General features: G+C 69.7%; 13 protein-coding genes. 7 read left to right on the top strand and 6 right to left on the bottom strand.

Annotated features, from left to right (window positions below; genetic code table 11):
• Nucleotides 1-147: 147 nt before the first annotated feature.
• From RCR19_RS14750 to RCR19_RS14740, 3 genes are read left to right on the top strand one after another with little or no spacing between them, the layout of a single operon-like run.
• Nucleotides 148-1,608 (top strand): glycosyltransferase family 29 protein, encoded by a 1,461-nt coding sequence (locus RCR19_RS14750; RefSeq protein ID WP_331265581.1) that lies wholly within the window; start codon nt 148-150, stop codon nt 1,606-1,608.
• Nucleotides 1,605-3,950 carry a glycosyltransferase gene (locus RCR19_RS14745; RefSeq protein ID WP_331265580.1) on the top strand — a complete coding sequence of 782 codons (2,346 nt, stop codon included), beginning with the start codon at nt 1,605-1,607 and terminating at the stop codon, nt 3,948-3,950. Before RCR19_RS14750 ends, RCR19_RS14745 begins: the two co-directional genes overlap by 4 nt.
• Nucleotides 3,951-3,953: 3 nt before the next feature.
• Entirely contained in the window at nt 3,954-5,666 is a 1,713-nt protein-coding gene (locus tag RCR19_RS14740; RefSeq protein WP_331265579.1) for a hypothetical protein, read from the top strand.
• 105 nt (nt 5,667-5,771) lie between these two features.
• On the opposite strand, the gene RCR19_RS14735 is transcribed toward RCR19_RS14740, so the two are convergent.
• The 6 genes from RCR19_RS14735 to RCR19_RS14710 all read right to left on the bottom strand — a co-directional run bounded on the left by RCR19_RS14735 (nt 5,772) and on the right by RCR19_RS14710 (nt 12,146).
• Nucleotides 5,772-7,040 carry an NAD(P)/FAD-dependent oxidoreductase gene (locus RCR19_RS14735; protein WP_331265578.1) on the bottom strand — a complete coding sequence of 423 codons (1,269 nt, stop codon included), beginning with the start codon at nt 7,038-7,040 and terminating at the stop codon, nt 5,772-5,774.
• Complete coding sequence (locus RCR19_RS14730; RefSeq protein ID WP_331265577.1) at nt 7,037-7,480, bottom strand: GtrA family protein; 444 nt, start codon at nt 7,478-7,480, stop codon at nt 7,037-7,039. Before RCR19_RS14730 ends, RCR19_RS14735 begins: the two co-directional genes overlap by 4 nt.
• Nucleotides 7,470-8,507, bottom strand: coding sequence for a glycosyltransferase family 2 protein (locus tag RCR19_RS14725; protein WP_331265576.1), 1,038 nt, complete (start codon nt 8,505-8,507; stop codon nt 7,470-7,472). Before RCR19_RS14725 ends, RCR19_RS14730 begins: the two co-directional genes overlap by 11 nt.
• 158 nt (nt 8,508-8,665) lie before the next feature.
• Nucleotides 8,666-9,661 carry a class I SAM-dependent methyltransferase gene (locus RCR19_RS14720; protein ID WP_331265575.1) on the bottom strand — a complete coding sequence of 332 codons (996 nt, stop codon included), beginning with the start codon at nt 9,659-9,661 and terminating at the stop codon, nt 8,666-8,668.
• Nucleotides 9,662-9,828: 167 nt separating this feature from the next.
• Nucleotides 9,829-11,160 (bottom strand): alpha-2,8-polysialyltransferase family protein, encoded by a 1,332-nt coding sequence (locus RCR19_RS14715; protein ID WP_331265574.1) that lies wholly within the window; start codon nt 11,158-11,160, stop codon nt 9,829-9,831.
• Nucleotides 11,160-12,146 carry a glycosyltransferase family 2 protein gene (locus RCR19_RS14710; RefSeq protein WP_331265573.1) on the bottom strand — a complete coding sequence of 329 codons (987 nt, stop codon included), beginning with the start codon at nt 12,144-12,146 and terminating at the stop codon, nt 11,160-11,162. Before RCR19_RS14710 ends, RCR19_RS14715 begins: the two co-directional genes overlap by 1 nt.
• Before the next feature lie 198 nt (nt 12,147-12,344).
• Between RCR19_RS14710 and RCR19_RS14705 the strand changes: the two genes are divergently transcribed.
• Genes RCR19_RS14705 through RCR19_RS14690 form a run of 4 tightly spaced genes read left to right on the top strand, consistent with a single transcriptional unit; the run spans nt 12,345 to nt 17,246 of the window.
• On the top strand, nt 12,345-13,703 hold the full coding sequence (locus tag RCR19_RS14705; protein WP_331265572.1) for a DUF6716 putative glycosyltransferase: 1,359 nt from the start codon (nt 12,345-12,347) through the stop codon (nt 13,701-13,703).
• Nucleotides 13,704-13,744: 41 nt separating this feature from the next.
• Complete coding sequence (locus tag RCR19_RS14700; RefSeq protein WP_331265571.1) at nt 13,745-15,046, top strand: N-acylneuraminate cytidylyltransferase; 1,302 nt, start codon at nt 13,745-13,747, stop codon at nt 15,044-15,046.
• 14 nt (nt 15,047-15,060) lie between these two features.
• Nucleotides 15,061-15,999, top strand: a complete 939-nt coding sequence (locus RCR19_RS14695) for an N-acetylneuraminate synthase family protein (RefSeq protein ID WP_331265570.1) — start codon at nt 15,061-15,063, stop codon at nt 15,997-15,999.
• A gap of 26 nt (nt 16,000-16,025) precedes the next feature.
• A complete protein-coding gene (locus tag RCR19_RS14690) occupies nt 16,026-17,246 on the top strand; it encodes a hypothetical protein (protein ID WP_331265569.1) in 1,221 nt (406 codons plus the stop codon).
• Nucleotides 17,247-17,400: the final 154 nt, after the last annotated feature.

Below are 17,400 nucleotides of genomic sequence, written 5' to 3'. Positions count from 1 at the left end.
AGGGGTTCATCTTCACGTCGTATTGGTTTCTTACTGTTCCCCAACCTTCCCCCCAGGGCTTGGCGATTTCGTACCTTTTTCACACCTTGCAGGAGAACCATGACGAGGGTTGGCAGTAGATGGACACGTCCCCGGCCCGGGGGGCCCGTGTCGGAGCCAGCGGGGTTCGGGGCGCCGACCGCTCAGCCCAAGCCGACCGAACTGGACGACTGCCTGCGTGCCTGCGCCGTGCACAGCGGCAAACTGGTCGGCAGTCTGGACACCCGCCGAACAGCCCTCGCCGAAGCGCTGCGCCAGCTGCTCGCCCTGGTCGCCGCCGGTGAGGACCAGCCCTCGCCCGCGCCCTCCGGTGCGGGCAGCCTGCTGCGCCGTGGTGCCAAGGTCGTCGGCGGCGGCATGAGCAACAAGATGCTCGACGCGCTCCTCGCCGTCGGCAACAAGGCGCTCGACTGCGGCTACGACGACGAGCTGAACCTCACACTGCTGATCAGCGACACGGTTCTGACCCAGCGCAAGAACTCCCGCGCCGGCTGGCGGCTGCGCGGCCGTCTGCTGGAGGCCATCGGGCGTCCGGCCGCCGCGGCCGATGCCTTCGAGCGCTACCTGGAGCTGACGACCGAGGACGGTTACGGCGTCCGGGCCCGGCTCGCCGGCATCAAGGCGGCGAACACGGCCCGCGCCGAACTGCTGACCGTCCTCGCGGGCGCCGTCCCCGACTCCGCCAGGTTCGCCGGCGGCCCCGCCACCGACATGTGGGCCGAAGGTCTCGCCGCGCACGCCCTCGGCGACTGGACCGGCGCCCAGGCACGCCTCGTCGGCGCACTGCTCGCCATGGACAGCGCCGAGGTCCCCGAGCAGGAGATCCAGGAAGCCATCGGGCAGTACCTGGACCTCAGCACCGAGCTGCACACCCGGCCCACCCCCGAACTCATCCAGGCCATCGCGCTGTACGCCGCCGCCCGGCGCAACCGTATGCGCGGCCCCGTCCCGGACCCCATGTTCGGGGGCGTGCAGTGGCTCAGCCTCGGCGAGTTCCGCAACCGGATCGCCGGCAAGTCCATCTGCCTCATCGCCAACTCCGGCAAGGTGGGCGAGTCCTCGATGGGCTCGCAGATCGACGACTACGACCTGGTCGTGCGCTTCAACTCGTACCGGATCGACCCGGCCCACACGGGCAAGCGGACCGACATCCACGTGACGATCCACAAGCACGCCTTCAACTGGGACAAGCCCGTCGACATCCGGCTCGTCTTCGGCGGCAACTCGCCCGACTGGAAGTACTCCGTGCGCAACAAGCTCGTGCCGGGCGCGCAGACGTACGTCGGTGACGAGTCGCTGCGCTGGCCCGTCCGCAACATCGGCGCCCTGACCACCGAGCAGTTCGCCGCGATCCCGACCTCCGGCTTCAACATGCTCTGGCTGCTCGACTACCTCGATGTCAGCCCCACGCTCGACCTGATCGGCTTCGACTTCTACGAGAGCGGCGCGTACCGCATCCCGGAGGCGATGAAGCTGGCCATCACCAACGTGCACGAATACGGCAGCGAGAAGGCGTGGGTCATGGAACGGGCCCAGAGCGTCTCCGGGATGAGGATTTCCCTGCGATGACCACGACACCGATATCCGCGGCGGCCGACTCCCGCCCCACCGCCGGCGACGACTCCGCCCGCGTGCTGACCGGCAAGCGCCGCGTCGCCTTCGCGAGCTTCGTCGACGAGAACTACCTGCCCGGCTTCCTTGTGCTGCTGCGCTCGCTCGCGCTGTCCAACCCGGACGTGTGCGAGGACTTCATCGTCCTGCACGACGATCTGCGCCCGGCATCCGTCGCCGCGATCCGCGCCCTGCACCCGCGGGTGCAGTTCCGCCGTGTCGACGCCGACCATTACGACAGCTACGTCAAGGGCGACCAGGACAACTACCTGGTCCGCAAGGCGTACTTCATCCTCGACGTCTTCCGCATCCGCGACTACGACACCGTGATCACCCTGGACACCGACATGGTGGTCCTCGGCCCGATCACCGAACTGCTCGCGCTGCGCGAGGGCCTGGCCGCCGTCCCGCAGTTCTTCTACGGCGACAAGACCCGCATGCTCAACAGCGGACTCCTCGTCATCCAGAAGGAGTACCTGAGCGACGAGTTCTGCGCGAAGCTCGACGAGATCGGCCGTAGCGGCCGCTACGAGCTCGACAAGCACGACCAGGGCATTCTCAACGCCCTGCTCGACGGCGACTTCGTCGACCTCGACCCCAAGTACAACTACGTCAAGCGGCGCCTGTCCGGCGACCTCCCGGTCCCCGACGAGACCGCGATCCTGCACTTCACCGGCCGCCACAAGCCCTGGCAGGGCGGCGAGTACGGGTACAGCCAGGCGCAGGCACGCTGGGTCGAGTTCGACATCACCGACGCCGAGCTGCACGCCGCCTTCATCGAGAAGGGCGACCCGGCCCACCCCGACCTGCTGATCCACTACGGCACCGCGCACGTCGGGCGCACGGGTGACGTCGACACCGCCCGCCGCGTCGGCCTCGCCCACATCGGCGCCGGCGACTACCAGGCCGCCGTCGACATCCTGGAGCAGGTCCACCTCCCCATCGACGAGGCGTGGCCGCACGAGGTGTACGGCAACGCCCTGATGAGCGTCTCCCGCTACGAGGAGGCCCGCGCCCATCTGCTGCTGGCGACGGCCGCCCCCAACCGGGCCGCCACCGCCTTCTCCCGGCTGGCCCAGATCTCCTGGGTGCACGGCGACGACGCCGGCGCGCAGAAGTACGCCCTCGCCGGGCTCGGTGTCGACCCCACGCACCGGGCGAGCCGCATCTGGCACCAGCGCACCGTCGGCGTCCCGGCCCAGTCCGCCGGCAGCCCCGAGGACCAGCTCGCGCACGTCGCGTTCTACATGGACCGCCAGGGCAACGCCGGGGACAAGCTGCTCCCGGAGAGCGTCCGCCTCGCCTTCGACCCGGACACCGGCGGCCGCCGCTGGCACTCCGTCCACGCCCACCGCCTGTTCGACGAGGCGGCTCTGGAGCGCGTGAACGCCCGCAGGGGCATGGTCATCGGCGGCGGTGGCCTGTTCATCCCGGACACCATGCCGAACGGCAACAGCGCCTGGCAGTGGAACGTCCCGGACGAGCTGCTCAACCGCATCGACGTGCCCATCGCGGTCTACGCCGTCGGCTTCAACGCCTTCGACGGCCAGTCCTACCGGGCGGAGCGGTTCCGCAGTTCGCTGCGGCTGCTGGTGGAGCGCTCGTCCTTCTTCGGCCTGCGCAACCACGGCTCCATCGCCAAGGTCCGCTCGATGCTGCCGGAGCACCTGCACGACAAGGTGCGCTTCCAGCCCTGCCCGACCACGGTCACCCGTCAGCTCGTCGCGAACTGGCAGGACCCGGCGAGCCGTGAGGACACCATCCTCATCAACGCCGCCTACGACCGCGCGGGCCTGCGCTTCGGCCACGACTACGGCTACTTCCTCGCCCAGATGGCCAAGGCCGTCAAGGACCTGGGGAAGCTCGCCGAGGTCAAGTGCGTGGCGCACTCGCTCGACGACGAGAAGCTCGCCTTCGACCTGCGCCGCGAGCACGGCGTGTCGATGCCCGTCATCCCGATGTACGACTTCGAGAACGACGAGATCCGCGACCTGTACGCCCGCACCAAGCTGGTCATCGGCATGCGGGGCCACGCCGGCATGATCCCGTTCGGCTGCGGCACGCCCATCATCAGCCTGATCTCGCACCCGAAGATGACGTACTTCCTCCGCGACATCGACCGGCCCGAGTGGGGCGTCTCGGTGCACGACCGGCATCTCGCCGACCGGCTGGTGGAGCGCTCCCGCGACCTGCTCGCCGACCACGCCAAGACCGTGGCCGACGTGCACGGACGCCAGCAGGAGCTGTGGAAGGTCACCGAGGCCAACGCCGCCGACCTGCGCACGATCCTGGGCGGCTGACCCATGGCGACCGTCCTCAGTGACGCGCCCGCCGCATCGGCACCCCGCGTCCGCCGCTCACCCCTGTGGTGGCCGGTGGTCGCGGTGCCGGCGGCGGCCGCCGTTGTGTACACGGTGCTGACCCGGCGCCCCACCGGTGACATCCGGTACGTCCTCGCCGCCCTGCGTACCGGTGGCGAGGCGGGCTACTCCCCGTCCGAGGTCTTCACCCACCGGCCGTTCTTCTACCGGTGGTTCATCGCGCTTCTCGACGACATCACGTTCGGTGGAGTCGTCGTCCGGGAGACCGTGATGTACGCGGCGGGCACCCTGCTCGCCGCTGCGGCGGCCTACGCCCTCTACCAGGCGCTGCTGCGCCGGCTGACGGGCCGCGAGGCCGCCCTGACCGCGGGCGCCACCGGCCTGCTGATGATCCTGACCCCGCGCACGGACTTCCTCCAGCCGGAGTGGGCCGCTGTCGTGCTCGCCGTGTTCGGTGTGGCGGCGGCGCTCGGCGTGGCCCGCCCCTGGCCGGCGGCACTGATCTCCGCGCTGCCGTTCGGGCTCGCGGTGATGATGAAGTACTCCACCGCCTCGACCGCCGCGTTCGGCATTCTGCTCGTCTACGTCGTCGACCGCGGCCGTGCGATCAGGGTCGCGCTCGTCTCCGTGGTCGGTGCGGTGGTCCTGTTCGCTCTCAGTGTGCTCGCCGGGTCCCACGAGTGGCAGTGGACCCATGACATGCCGCTGATCAACCAGTCGGCGCTCAGCCGCACCGGTATCCACCCCGCACGCCTCTTCGCACAGTCGGTGGACTTCCTCGCCGACCGGTCCGTGCTCAGCCCCGTGCTGCTGCTCCTGCCGGGTGCCCTGCTCCTCCTCCTCGCCCGGGTGAGGGGACGTGGACGCCGTGTCGAACTGCTCGTCATCGCCCTGGCCATCGGGTGCGGCTCGCTGGCGGTCGTCATCGTGCAGGGCAACTGGTTCATGTACCACGCCTTCCAGCTGACCGTGGTCGCCGCCGCGATGTGGGGGCTTGCGGTGGGCGGTGGCCGCCGCTCGATCCCGCGCTGCTTCGGTGTCGTGTCGCTGCTGTTCGGGCTGTTGCCCGTGCTGTACGCGCAGGCCCCCAAGGGGGTGCAGCGCCCCGCCACGATCTGGGCACTGGGCCTGGTCGCACTCCTGGCGGCGGCTGTCGATGCGTGGCGCGAATCCCGCGGCGCGGACAGGGTTTCCCGGGGTGTGCTGTCCGCCGCGATCGCCGCTCTGGCGGGGGTGGTGTGTCTGTCCGGCAGCATGTGGCCGGGTTCGCCGCACCTGGTGGCGCACGGCAAGGTGGGTTCGACCAACGCCTCGTTCCTGCGTGGCGTCGAGCGCAAGCAGGACCATGACCGCCAGCTGCGTGAGCAGATCCCCGACGGCGCGCGGGTGCTCTACCTGGCTTTCGGCGACGACGTGTACTTCATCGACCATCCGGCCCAGTGCCGGTACCCGATCTCCACGTTCCTGCAGCGCTCCCGCTTCCTACCGGACGTCGCCGATCTCAAGTCCTTCAAGGAGAACGCCGACTGCGTCGACCACAATCCGGCGCCCTACGCGGTGCTCGACCGGGTCTGGTTCAAGCCCGGAAAGGTCGACCCGGAGCTCCGGAGGCGCATCAGCGCCACCTACGACTGCCCGCCGGCGAACGGCGATCTGAAGATCGTGGTGTGCAAGCGCAAGTCCGGTACCAGCTGACCCGCGCACAACGACTGCGGGGCCCCGGTCGGCACACCGAGGCCCCGTAGCACGAAGAAGACGGGGCCCCGCCAGGCACACGGGGCCCCGTTCTCGTGTCCGCGGTCAGCGCAGTCCGAGTGAGGCGGTCACCTTCCGCGACATCGCCACCGAGTAGCTCTGCCCGCGGTCCTGCGGGTAGATCTGCGCCATCGTCGCCAGCGTGACCTTGCTCATCGGCGTCTCGTGGCCGGGGATCAGCGCCCGGTACTCGGGCGTCACCACCGGCTGGGCGAACCCTGCCTTGGAGAAGTGCCACTTCTGGATCCAGGAGCGGTCGAACTCCGGGTTGATCCGCTGCAGATACGGCACGAACCTGTCCAGCAGCTCGCCGGGCTCGGTGGTGAACCGCCAGTCCTCGCGCTCGACGTAGTTGCCGATGTAGAGGACGTGACGGCCGCCGTAGACGGACGGGTCGATCATCCGGGTGTGCTCGACGACCGCGAGGAAGGGGAAGTCCGGCTCGTTGATGTTGAGCCAGTAGTACGGGATCACGCTGCGGTCCAGCTCCAGTACGAAGCAGGTCGCGCCCAGGTACTGGTTCTTCCACACCGCGTCGTCGGCGGGCAGCCCGGCCGCCTTGGCGAAGGCCGGCTGCGGCGTGGTGACGATCAGGCGGTCGAAGGAGTAGCTGGAGCCGTCGGCGCAGTGCACCACCGCGGGGCCGTCGGCGCCCTCCTGCCGGATGGTCTCGACCGCCTTGCCGAACTCCACCTTGCCGCCGCGCTCGTCGATCCCGTCACGCAGTGCCGCGTAGACACGCTCGAAACCGCCGTCGACATAGCCGAGCTCGAAGGTACGGCAGTGGATGCGCGCCCACAGCCAGGCCATCGAGACCTGCTCGGCGCGGTCGCCGAACTTGCCGCGCAGCAGCGGCTCCCAGACGGCCGAGGTCGCCTTCTTGCCGGCCCACTTGCGCAGCCAGGCCAGCGCCGTGAGGTCGTTGTAGCGCTCGCCGTTGCGGACGGCCTTCAGCACCGCGGACGAGCCCGCGAAGCGGACCGCGTCCACCGGGGAGAACTCCGGGAAACGCACCATGTCGAACGGCGACGTGAAGTCGATCAGCTTGCCGCCGCGGTAGATGCCGGTGGTCGGCTTGTGGAAGCGGAGCGCGTCGCCGAGCCCCAGCTCGTCGATGAGACCGATCATGTCCCGGTCGCTGCGGAAGATGTGGTGGTAGTAGCGCTCCAGGGGGACGCCGCCCACGTCCAGCGACGCGGCGAGACCGCCGAGTTCGCGGGCCGCCTCCAGGATGGTGACCTGGTGGCCGGCGCGTATGGCGTCCCAGCCGGCGGTGAGGCCGGTGGCACCCGCGCCGATGATGCCGAGGTTCATGCGAAGCTCCACTTTCTGTTGAGCACGAACTGGAGTGCCAGGACCAGCGGCAGCGAGCCCGCCTTGACGTAGTTGGCGTCGATACCCAGCGCGTCGGTGAAGACGAGGAAGAGCAGGTCCGTGAGGACGATCCCGGTCAGACCGACGGCGTAGAAGCGCAGAAAGCGCACCACGAGCCGGTCGCGCCGTTCGAAGGTGAACAGTGCGTTCAGGATGAAGTTGTTGGTGATGGCGAGCGTGGTGCTGAGCACGTTGGCGATCTGCTCGTTCATTCCCGCCCAGTTGTGCAGCAGCAGGAAGACGACCATGTCCAGCGCGACGCCGCTGCCACCGATCACCGTGTAACGGACCAGCTGGCGAAGCATCTGCGACCGGCTCTCGGTGACCGCGTCACCCGGGCCGGTCGCAGATGCCTCCTCGGCCGCGGTCTCAGACGCCACGACGACCGTCCCGCCCGTCCTCGTCGGCGCCGATGACCTCGCGCACCAGGTACAGCGGGCGCCTCTGGGCCTCGCTGTAGATGCGCCCGATGTAACTGCCCAGCACGCCCAGCGACAGCATCTGCGTGCCGCCCAGGAACAGCACCACGACCATGAGCATCGTCCAGCCGGAGACGGTGATGTCGGGCCGGAAGAACTTCATCCCGAGGGCGTACACGATGCCGGCCAGCGACAGCAGCAGCACCACGAAACCGAGCCGGGTGATCAGCTTCAGCGGGGTGGTGGAGAAGCTGGTCACGCCGTCGATCGCGAGGCGGGCCATCTTGCGCAGCGGGTACTTCGTCTCGCCCGCGAACCGCTCGTCGCGGTCGAAGGAGATCTCCTTCTGCCGATAGCCCATCGAGGCGACGATGCCGCGCACGAACCGGCTGCGCTCGCGGTACCTGCGCAGCTCGTCGGCGACCCGGCGGTCCAGCAGCCGGAAGTCGCCGGTGTCCACCGGGATGTCCACGTCGGTCCAGGACCGCAGAAGCCGGTAGAACATGTGCGCGGTGGTCCGCTTGAACGCGGTGTCCTGCCGGGAACGGCGGCGCGCGTGCACGATCTCGGCGCCGTCGCGCCAGGCGTCGACCAGCTCCAGGCTGACCCGGGGCGGGTCCTGCAGATCGGTGTCCATGACGATCACCGCGTCGCCCGTGGCGATGTCCAGGCCGGCCGTGATGGCGATCTGGTGCCCGAAGTTGCGGGCGAAGTCGATCACCCGGACGCGGTCGTCCTTCTGCGCCAGGCCCTGCAGGATGGCGAGCGAGCCGTCGGAGGAGCCGTCGTTGACGTAGACCAGCTCGGCGGCGAGATCCGGGCGGGCGTCGAGCGCGGCCGTCAGCTCGGTGTGGAAGGCGGCGATGCCGTCCTGCTCGTTGTACACCGGAAGCACGTACGAGATGAGCGGCCGCCGGGCCGGCTCCGGCGTCGCGAGCGTGACGTGAGCCGAGGCCTGGGCGGGCGGGCGTATGTCCTGCTGGGTCATCTCAGCCCGCCCGCGGAGGACGGGGTGTTGGGGAAGGCTATTTGCAGCATTCAGGGAAACTATGGAGGCTTTGTTAAACGAAACCCAACACCTCGTGTCCTGGAGCTAACTTCCCCGTTGCTCTTCGGTTTTTCAGGTTTAACCTACGGAGGCGGCGGTCATCGCCGGACCGCTCTGCGGACCAGCCGTCTCAGCCGCGATTCCGAAGCCGCCGGGGAGGGCGCAGGACGGTCCGCCTCGTACGCCTTGCGCAGCTGGGCGAAATGATCGGCGCGGGTCTCGGCGAGATAGGCGTCCGTGGTGAGCGACTCGGCGATCTTCCAGGCCCGCTCGGACTGCCCGTCGTAATGGGCGACGTACGCCTTGGCCAGCTCCAGTACGGGCCGGAAGGGGACCTTTCCGGTGTGGTCGCGGTCGACGCGCTCCTGCACGGCCGAGATCAGCTCCAGCTTCTCGTCCACCGTGTAGGCGTCCTCGGCGATCCGCCGCAGTACGTCCTCGGGCAGCGGACGGGTCACCTCGAAGGCCAGCGTGGAGCGGATCGGGGGCCCGGCGATCTCGATGTACGGCAGCAGGGCACCCGTGCTGTGGTGCAGCCACGGCAGCCGGGGGCTCGCGAAGTCCTGGTGCAGGACGACGGCCCCGGGCCGCAGCCGCGGCAGGAACCTTTCGGCGACGCACCGGAAGACACGGGCCGTCTTGGCGATGTCGATGTGCAGGAACTCGATCGGGGTGCGGTCGTCCGGGTCCGAGGTCCGCCAGATGTCCCCGGCGTGGATCTCCAGGAAGGGCAGGAACGGCTCGAGCCGGGTTTGGAAGTCGTCCAGGAAGGAGTTGCCGTCCTCGGGCGCGGCCCCGGAGGTGAAGAACTTCTCCGAGGCGAAGGTGCCCTTGCCCACACGGAAGAAGTCGTAGGCGTGCAGCCGCCCCGTCCCCTCGTCGAACCGGGGATTCTCCCGCAGGCCGAGCGCCAGGGCGTACGTCGATCCGCCCCCGCCGGAACCGAGCTCCACGAGCGCGTCCGCGCCGGTGAGGTGATGGCGGCCCAGCAGATACAGGAACTGCAGTTCCCATTCGCTCATCTGGGCGTACGGCAGGGCGTCCGGGAGCTGCACATCGTCGAGGAGGGGAAACAGCCGGGCGAGGTTCGACATGGAAGCACCTCACAGGTCGGAGATGGGAACATCTGCACGGATGTGGCTGCGCGATGTTAGGCCGCCCTTCGGCGGGTCTCCGATTCTGTCCCCGGTTGTTCACCTGGAATTCGTGCGAACGGTGCGCCGGACGGCAGGACGCTGCATCCGGCGCACCGCTCGTCGCGTCAGCGGCGTACCGCCTTGCGCAGCGCCCTGGCCCGCCGTACGACCCGGCGCGCCGTGGAGCTGCGCGGCAGGAACGACAGACGCTCGGGAATGCCGCCCGGCAGACCGAGGGAGGTCAGCCGGCGGCGCTTGAAGTAGCGCTGGGTCCCCGGGCCGAAGTGCTGGGAAAGGAAGCGTTCCGCCGCTGGGCGCTTGCCCGGGTAGATCTGCGGCTGCATGACGAAGCCGACCGCGGTGACCAATCCGGTCAGCGTCTCCGCGTCGAGGGTGTCGCGCTGCTGCTTGCCGTCCAGCTCCGGAAGCAGCGCGTCGGCAAGGGTGAGGGGGATCCGGTTGCTGTTCTGGAAGGGCGCGAGACGGTCCAGCAGGGGTGCGGTGCCGACCCGGGCGACCGGCAGGTCGTAGAACGCCGACGCGGTGAACAGCGCGGTCGAGAAGCACCCGACCACCAGTGCGGGCCGGGCCTTCTCGAACAGCGTCTCGGCGAGGACGGGCACGTCGAGGACGGTGAGGTCCACCTCGAGCTTGTCGGCCTCGGCCTCCAGCGCACGGCTGAAGCGGGCGGGCGCGGTCGGGTGCGGCTTGAAGACGATCGAGCGATGGCCGCGGGCGACCGCCCCCCGCATCATCCGCACGTGCAGGTCCTCCTCTTCCTGCGGGGAGAGGATGTCCAGGGCCGACAGGTACTGGCCGAGCAGCAGGGCGGAGTTCTCGGGCAGCGGCGGAAGCTCCGCCACGGAGTCGCCGAGGCGGCCGAGCACCTTGAGGAAGGCGCTGGTCGGCAGGATCTGCGGGGTCACGTCGAACTCGGTCAGCAGCAGCGGTGTGAGGCCGGGGACCAGGTCGAGGTGGAGCAGCCGCCGTACGCGGGTGCCGACCAGCGGGTCGATCTTGTTCCGGGTGGGGCCGTAGCTCATCAGCCCGTCGGCGTAGACGTCGATGGGCGCGTCCGTGAACATCTGGGCGATGGTCAGAGCAGGGTTGACCTGGATGGACTCCAGCACCAGCGACACGTGGTCGTCGCCCAGGTCCCACAGCATCCGCAGATAGCGCTCGAACAGCGGGAGGTCGTCGGGGCGTGGTGCCCAGGCTCCCGGGTGGAAGGGCCGGATCGCGTCGTTGTAGGACAGCACCGCGTCGAAGTGCTCACGCAGCGGCGCGAAGCCCGGCATCTCGTCGACGGCGGGTGTGGTCTCCGGCATGGCGGAGTTGTTGCACACCAGCAGCAGGCGGCGGTCCGCCGCGGGGAAGCAGTCGGACTCGATGGCCGCGGCCAGCGTGGCGGCGCCGTACAGCGTCGACGCGCAGAAGATCTGTGTGGTTCGGGACATCAGGCGGCCGCCTTCGCTGTGGTGGCCCGCCGGCGCAGTCGCCGCAGCCGGGAGGAGCGGTGCAGGTCCATGGTGTCGAGGACGTCGGTGAGCAGTTCCTGGGGCATCCGCTTGATCGCCGCGGCGCTCATCGTCCGCAACTGCTTCGCCACACTCGGTTCGAACTTGTCGATCTCCGACAGGTGATGGGCGATGATCGCGCAGTAGGTGCGCACGGCCTTCGGCAGCAGCCGGTCGGCCTGAGGGTCGGCCGCGGTCTCCTCGATCACCTGGTCGAAGGCGCGGATGAAGTCGAGCTGGCGTACGTCACCGATCTGGGTGAGGGAGCCGGCCACTCCCCGGCGGTAGAAGACGCCCATCAGGCTCACCACGGCGAACGACTCCGCCTCGCGGTGCAGCTTCCAGATCCACGGCCGGTCCTCGGCCGTGCGCAGTCCGTCGGTGAAGTGCAGCAGGCCCTTGTCGAGCAGTCGGCGGTGATAGGCGCCGGCCCAGGCGTAGGGGTAGTCGACCGAGGTCGAGCGGTCGGCGGGCAGGATCGCGTCCCGCGGGTTCATCACTTCCGAGCGCCGCCCGTGCGGCGCCCGGAACACGGCACGTGCGCGGGCGGTGGCCTGGATGTGGTCCGTGCGGACGAAGTCGCAGCCCAGCTCCTCGATGGCCGTGACGAGGTCGCCGAGGTAACCCGGAGCGAGCCAGTCGTCACCGTCCAGGAACGTCAGGTACTCGCCCTCCGCCGCATCCAGGCCGGTGTTGCGGGCGGTGGCGAGCCCTCCGTTCTCCTCTCGACGGATGAAACGCACGCTCGCGACGTCCGAGAGTTCTTCGACCGCCCGTTCGAGAATGCGCGGCGTGTCGTCTCTCGAATGGTCGTCGACGAGGATGAACTCGAATTCGGGCCTGGCATTGCGGCGCAGGCTTCTGAGGGTGTCCGGGGCGTATTGCTGCACGTTGTAGAACGGCACGATCACAGAAAGCTTTGGCACCTGCGAAAGCGTAGGGCGCTGCCCGACTGGTGAACTTTCCGGTACGGGTACAGGGGGTGAACTCCATGTGTCGGAACGGTGCATGCCGTGCGCTTTCCGGGCTTCCATGAGCCAGTTTGGCTCTCGGTGAGGTGCTGTTAACCTTTTGTTGAATCGCGGTTGGGGTGTACCTAGGAATTGCTTCCTAGCGTCTGGAGCGTGCCAGCAAGTACTACGAAGCTCCCGCGGATTGCCGTACTCGCGGACTCCGACACCCGGTGGAAATGGGGTGCGCTGACCGCGAGCCGCCTCACTGCGGGTCCGTCCATGGAAGCGGGGCAGCAGGCCGACGCGCAAGCCGCGCCGGTCCTGGACGGTTTTCTGCTGCGCGGACGCGCCACTCCCACCGTGCGCCAACTCGGCGAGGTCGGCGTCCAGGCGGACTCCCTGCGCGAGGTCACCGGTGTCGAGTTCCTGCGCGAGATGGCGAAGGAGACCTACGACGTCCTCGTGCTCGCCCTCGTCGGCGGCGGTGTCCAGGCGATGCTGCACGGTCTCGCCCACGCCTGGCAGGGACGCGCACGGCGGCCCGTCGTCGTCACCGGCTACGTCGGTGTCGTCTACGAGAAGCTCGCCGACGGTCTGCTGCTGCGCCACGGCGCGGACCTCGTCCTCGCCAACTCCCGGCAGGACGCGGAGCGCTTCCGCGCGGTGTACGAGGGAGTGGGCGCCGACGCCTCGTCGGTGACCGAGGTCGCGCTGCCCTTCCTGGGCGGGGCGCCGTACGAGAAGAAGGACCCCTACACGGTCGTCTTCGCGGCGCAGCCCTCCGTGCCCGAGAGCCGCAAGGACCGCACGTACCTGCTGGACCGGCTGGTCGAGCACGCGCGTCGGCACCCCGAGCGCGAGGTGCTGCTCAAGCTGCGCTCCAAGCCGGGTGAACACACCACGCACATCGAGGAACTGCCCTACCAGAAGCTGGCCCAGCGGCAGGACCTGCCGGCCAACTTCCGCCTGGTGTACGGGAACATGGGCGAGGTCCTCGACCACACGGACCTGCTGGTCACCATCAGCTCGACGGCCGCCCTGGAGTCCCTGCACCGCCGGATCCCCACCGTCGTTCTCACCGACCTCGGGGTGCGCGAGGGGCTCGGCAACCACCACTTCGTGGGCTCCGGGTGCCTCGCCTCCTGGGACCAGCTCGACGCCGGGCACGAGCCGGCGCCGGATCCGGAATGGGTCGCACGGCAGGGTGTGGCCGCCGGGGATTCCGCCTCCGGGGCAGGGTCGTACGCCACCGCCTTCGACGAGGCGCGGCTGCGCATCGGCACGCTGCTCGCCGCCGATGAACTCCCGCCGCTGCGGCCCTACTACACCCCCGTCACCGCGCCCGGCTATCTGCCCGGCGTCCTCGCACGCCACCACCTCGCCCCGGACGGCAGTCCGCTGCCCGGCGCACCCGCCGCCGACAAGCCGGCCGGCCCGGTACGCCAGATCGTCCGCCGCGCGGCCCGCGGTGCCTACCGCCACGGAGTCCAGCGCGTGGCCCCCGTGATTCGGCGAATGGGCGAGCTGTGAGCGAGCGCATCCCACGCCAAGGACCTCAAGGAGTACAGCCCATGTCCAACCCGGAAGCGGGACAGACGGCGTCGGTTCGCCGTGTGCTCGCGGTGATCCCCGCGCGCGGCGGCTCCAAGGGTGTGCCCGCGAAGAACCTGGCGCCGGTCGGCGGCGTGCCGCTGGTGGCCCGCGCGGTGCGCGAGTGCCTGGCCGCCCGTCTCGTGACCGATGTCGTGGTCTCCACCGACGACGAGGCGATCGCCACCGCCGCCCGTGAGGCCGGTGCCGAGGTCGTGCTGCGCCCGGCCGCGATCGCCGGTGACACCGCCACCTCCGAGGACGCCGTCCTGCACGCCATGGACGCGCACGAGGCGCTGCACGGCTCGCCGGTCGACGTGGTGCTGCTGGTCCAGTGCACGAGCCCGTTCCTCCTGCGCGAGGACGTCGACGGGGTGGCCGCCGCGGTGGTCGAGAAGGGTGCGGACACGGCCCTGACCGTGGCCCCCTTCCACGGCTTCGTCTGGCGCGACGCGGAGGACGAGCCCGCGCCGGTCATCGGCGCGCAGCGCACCGGTGAGCTGGGTGGCGGCACCAAGGTCGCCGCCTCCCGGGTCACCCGCGGCGGCTACGGCATCAACCACGACAAGTCCTTCCGGCCGCGCCGCCAGGACCGCCCGCAGGACCTGCTGGAGACCGGCGCCGCCTACGCCATGGACGCGGCCGGACTGCGCGAGCACCGGCACCGCTTCTTCGGCCGCACCGACCTCGTGCGCACCGACCCGGCTCGCGTGCTGGAGATCGACGACCCGCACGAGCTGGCCCGCGCCCGGGCCCTCGCGCCGCTGTTCGACGCGTCCCGGCCCGGCGCCCTTCCGACCCGCGCCGACATCGACGCGGTCGTACTCGACTTCGACGGCACCCAGACCGACGACAGGGTGCTGATCGACTCCGACGGACGCGAGTTCGTCTCCGTGCACCGCGGGGACGGGCTCGGCATCGCCGCACTGCGCAAGAGCGGTCTGACGATGCTCATCCTGTCCACGGAGCAGAACCCGGTCGTCGCCGCCAGGGCCCGGAAGCTGAAGATCCCGGTCCTGCACGGCATCGACCGGAAGGACCTCGCACTGAAGCAGTGGTGCGAGGAGCAGGGCATCGCGCCTGAGCGCGTGCTCTACGTCGGCAACGACGTCAACGACCTCCCGTGTTTCGGCCTCGTCGGCTGGCCCGTGGCGGTCGCGAGCGCCCACGACGTCGTGCGCGGCGCCGCACGCGCGGTCACCACCGTACCCGGCGGCGACGGCGCGATCCGAGAGATCGCCAGCTGGATCCTCGGCCCCTCTCTCGACTCCCTCGACAAGTAAGGAATCTCCCTGCCATGAGCACCAACTCCCGTCTGCGTCAGTTCGGTACGCGTACCGCCGGTCCCGGTCACCCCGTGTACATCTGCGGCGAGATCGGCATCAACCACAACGGTGAGCTGGAGAACGCCTTCAAGCTGATCGACGTGGCCGCCGAGGCCGGCTGCGACGCCGTCAAGTTCCAGAAGCGCACCCCGGAGATCTGCACCCCGCGCGACCAGTGGGACATCGAGCGCGACACCCCCTGGGGCCGGATGACCTACATCGACTACCGCCACCGCGTGGAGTTCGGTGAGGACGAGTACCGTCAGATCGACGAGTACTGCAAGGAGAAGGGCATCGCCTGGTTCGCGTCCCCGTGGGACACCGAGGCCGTCGCCTTCCTTGAGAAGTTCGACGTCCCGGCGCACAAGGTGGCCTCCGCCTCCCTGACCGACGACGAGCTGCTCCGCGCCCTGCGCGCCACCGGCCGCACCGTCATCCTGTCCACCGGCATGTCGACCCCGAAGCAGATCCGCCACGCGGTCGAGGTCCTCGGCTCGGACAACATCCTGCTGTGCCACGCCACGTCCACCTACCCGGCGAAGGCCGAGGAGCTGAACCTGCGCGTGATCAACACGCTGCAGAGCGAGTACCCGAACGTCCCGATCGGCTACTCCGGCCACGAGACCGGTCTGCAGACCACCCTCGCCGCGGTCGCGCTCGGGGCGACCTTCGTCGAGCGTCACATCACCCTCGACCGCGCCATGTGGGGCTCCGACCAGGCCGCTTCCGTCGAGCCGCAGGGCCTGCAGCGCCTGGTCCGCGACATCCGCATCATCGAGTCGTCGCTGGGTGACGGTGTGAAGAAGGTCTACGACTCCGAGCTCGGCCCGATGAAGAAGCTGCGCCGTGTCGCGGGTGTGGTCGCGGAGGCGGAGATCGCCGCGGCCGCCGGTGAGCCGGTCCAGGTCTGAGCACATAAGGGGACGGTCGTACGCCGATGAGCCCTCGCGCCGGATCCGCCGGCCACCGCACGCTCGCCTTTGTCGAGAGCCCCGTACAGCTCCTCAACGTGCTGGAGTGGGCCCATGCGCACGCGCTCCGCAGCACGGGGAGCGGTGTGCCCGGACAGGCGGCGGCGATCCCCACACAGGGGGGCAGGCGGTCCATAGCGGGGCGTACGCCGGCGGACGGCCCGGGAACGGCGGGTACCACCGAGGGTGACGTGCTCACCCTCGTGGTGCTGTCCCCCAACGACCCGATGACGCGCGGCCAGCTGCGCCGTATGGCGGAGCTGGCCCGCGACGAGGGTTACGAGGTGCGCTGGGAGGAGGCGCGGGGCGGTGCGACCGCGCCCTTCCAGACGATCGGCGGCCTCCTCCCGCTGCTGCGCCGCGCGCACCGGGTGGTGATGGGGGATCCCTTCTCCCGCTACGTCCAGCTCCTGCTGATGATGAGCCGGGCGCGTGACCTGGTGGTCGTGGACGACGGCACGGCGACGATGGAGTTCGTCACCCAACTCGCCCGCGGCGAGCGCCTGGTGCGCTGGCACCGCAAGGGCGGCAGACGGGGTGTGCGTGAGCTGATGCTCGCGCCGGTGTCGTCGTCGGCGCGCCGCCGACTGACGCCGAGCGGGCGGCGCACGGTGGAGGTCTTCTCGTCGATGCCGATCGAGGAGACCCCGCTCGGGGTCACCGTCACGGCGAACGAGTTCTCCTGGACCCGGGCGCGGTTCGGTCCGCCCCGCATCACCAAGGGCGCGGACCTGGTCGGCACCTCTCTCGTCGAGACGGGCGTGGTGGACAGCCGGCGCTACCTGGACGCGGTCCAGGTCCTGGCCAAGGCGCACGGCGCCCGGCGCTACTTCGCGCACCGCCGGGAGAGCACGGAGAAACTCCACACTCTGGCGGTCGAGACCGGTCTGGAGGTGGTGCGCCCGGACCTCCCCCTGGAGCTGATCGCCCGCCGCGGACCCATCGGCCGGACGGTCCTCAGCTTCCCCTCCACGGTCGTCCACACCCTGCCGCTGGCCCTGGTCGGCACGGAGGTGCGGGTGTCGGTGTGCGACATCGATCCGGCGTGGCTGACGGAGAACGCGTCACCGCGCGCACAGGGCTTTCTGTCGGGTGTCTCGGGGACGGCACGGGACGTGGACCGGCTGGATTCGGGGCCGGCGGACCAGGACGTGGCGGCGGCCGGGCAGGACGTGGCCGCGGGTTAGGACGCCCGTCACCTCGAAATCCGCACAACTCGCGTACGGAACAGCCATGTGGCATTCACAGGTTGTCCACATCTCACGCGCTGGACCGCCATGATCCGGCCATTGAATCTCCCCGCGCGGTGCCATCCGGCCACGCGCGGGGAGTTCTGTTTCC

The organism is Streptomyces sp. WAC07094 (assembly GCF_036320405.1).
GTDB classification, from domain to species: domain Bacteria; phylum Actinomycetota; class Actinomycetes; order Streptomycetales; family Streptomycetaceae; genus Streptomyces; species Streptomyces lannensis.
Note: the sequence above shows the minus strand (reverse complement) of the source record. Positions and strands in the feature narration are given on the sequence as shown.

Coding starts and splice junctions, on each gene's coding strand:
- RCR19_RS14745 (WP_331265580.1), top strand. CDS start 1,605: ATGACCACGACACCGATATCCGCGGCGGCCGACTCCCGCCCCACCGCC.
- RCR19_RS14740 (WP_331265579.1), top strand. CDS start 3,954: ATGGCGACCGTCCTCAGTGACGCGCCCGCCGCATCGGCACCCCGCGTC.
- RCR19_RS14735 (WP_331265578.1), bottom strand. CDS start 7,040: ATGAACCTCGGCATCATCGGCGCGGGTGCCACCGGCCTCACCGCCGGC.
- RCR19_RS14725 (WP_331265576.1), bottom strand. CDS start 8,507: ATGACCCAGCAGGACATACGCCCGCCCGCCCAGGCCTCGGCTCACGTC.
- RCR19_RS14720 (WP_331265575.1), bottom strand. CDS start 9,661: ATGTCGAACCTCGCCCGGCTGTTTCCCCTCCTCGACGATGTGCAGCTC.
- RCR19_RS14715 (WP_331265574.1), bottom strand. CDS start 11,160: ATGTCCCGAACCACACAGATCTTCTGCGCGTCGACGCTGTACGGCGCC.
- RCR19_RS14700 (WP_331265571.1), top strand. CDS start 13,745: ATGTCCAACCCGGAAGCGGGACAGACGGCGTCGGTTCGCCGTGTGCTC.
- RCR19_RS14695 (WP_331265570.1), top strand. CDS start 15,061: ATGAGCACCAACTCCCGTCTGCGTCAGTTCGGTACGCGTACCGCCGGT.
- RCR19_RS14690 (WP_331265569.1), top strand. CDS start 16,026: ATGAGCCCTCGCGCCGGATCCGCCGGCCACCGCACGCTCGCCTTTGTC.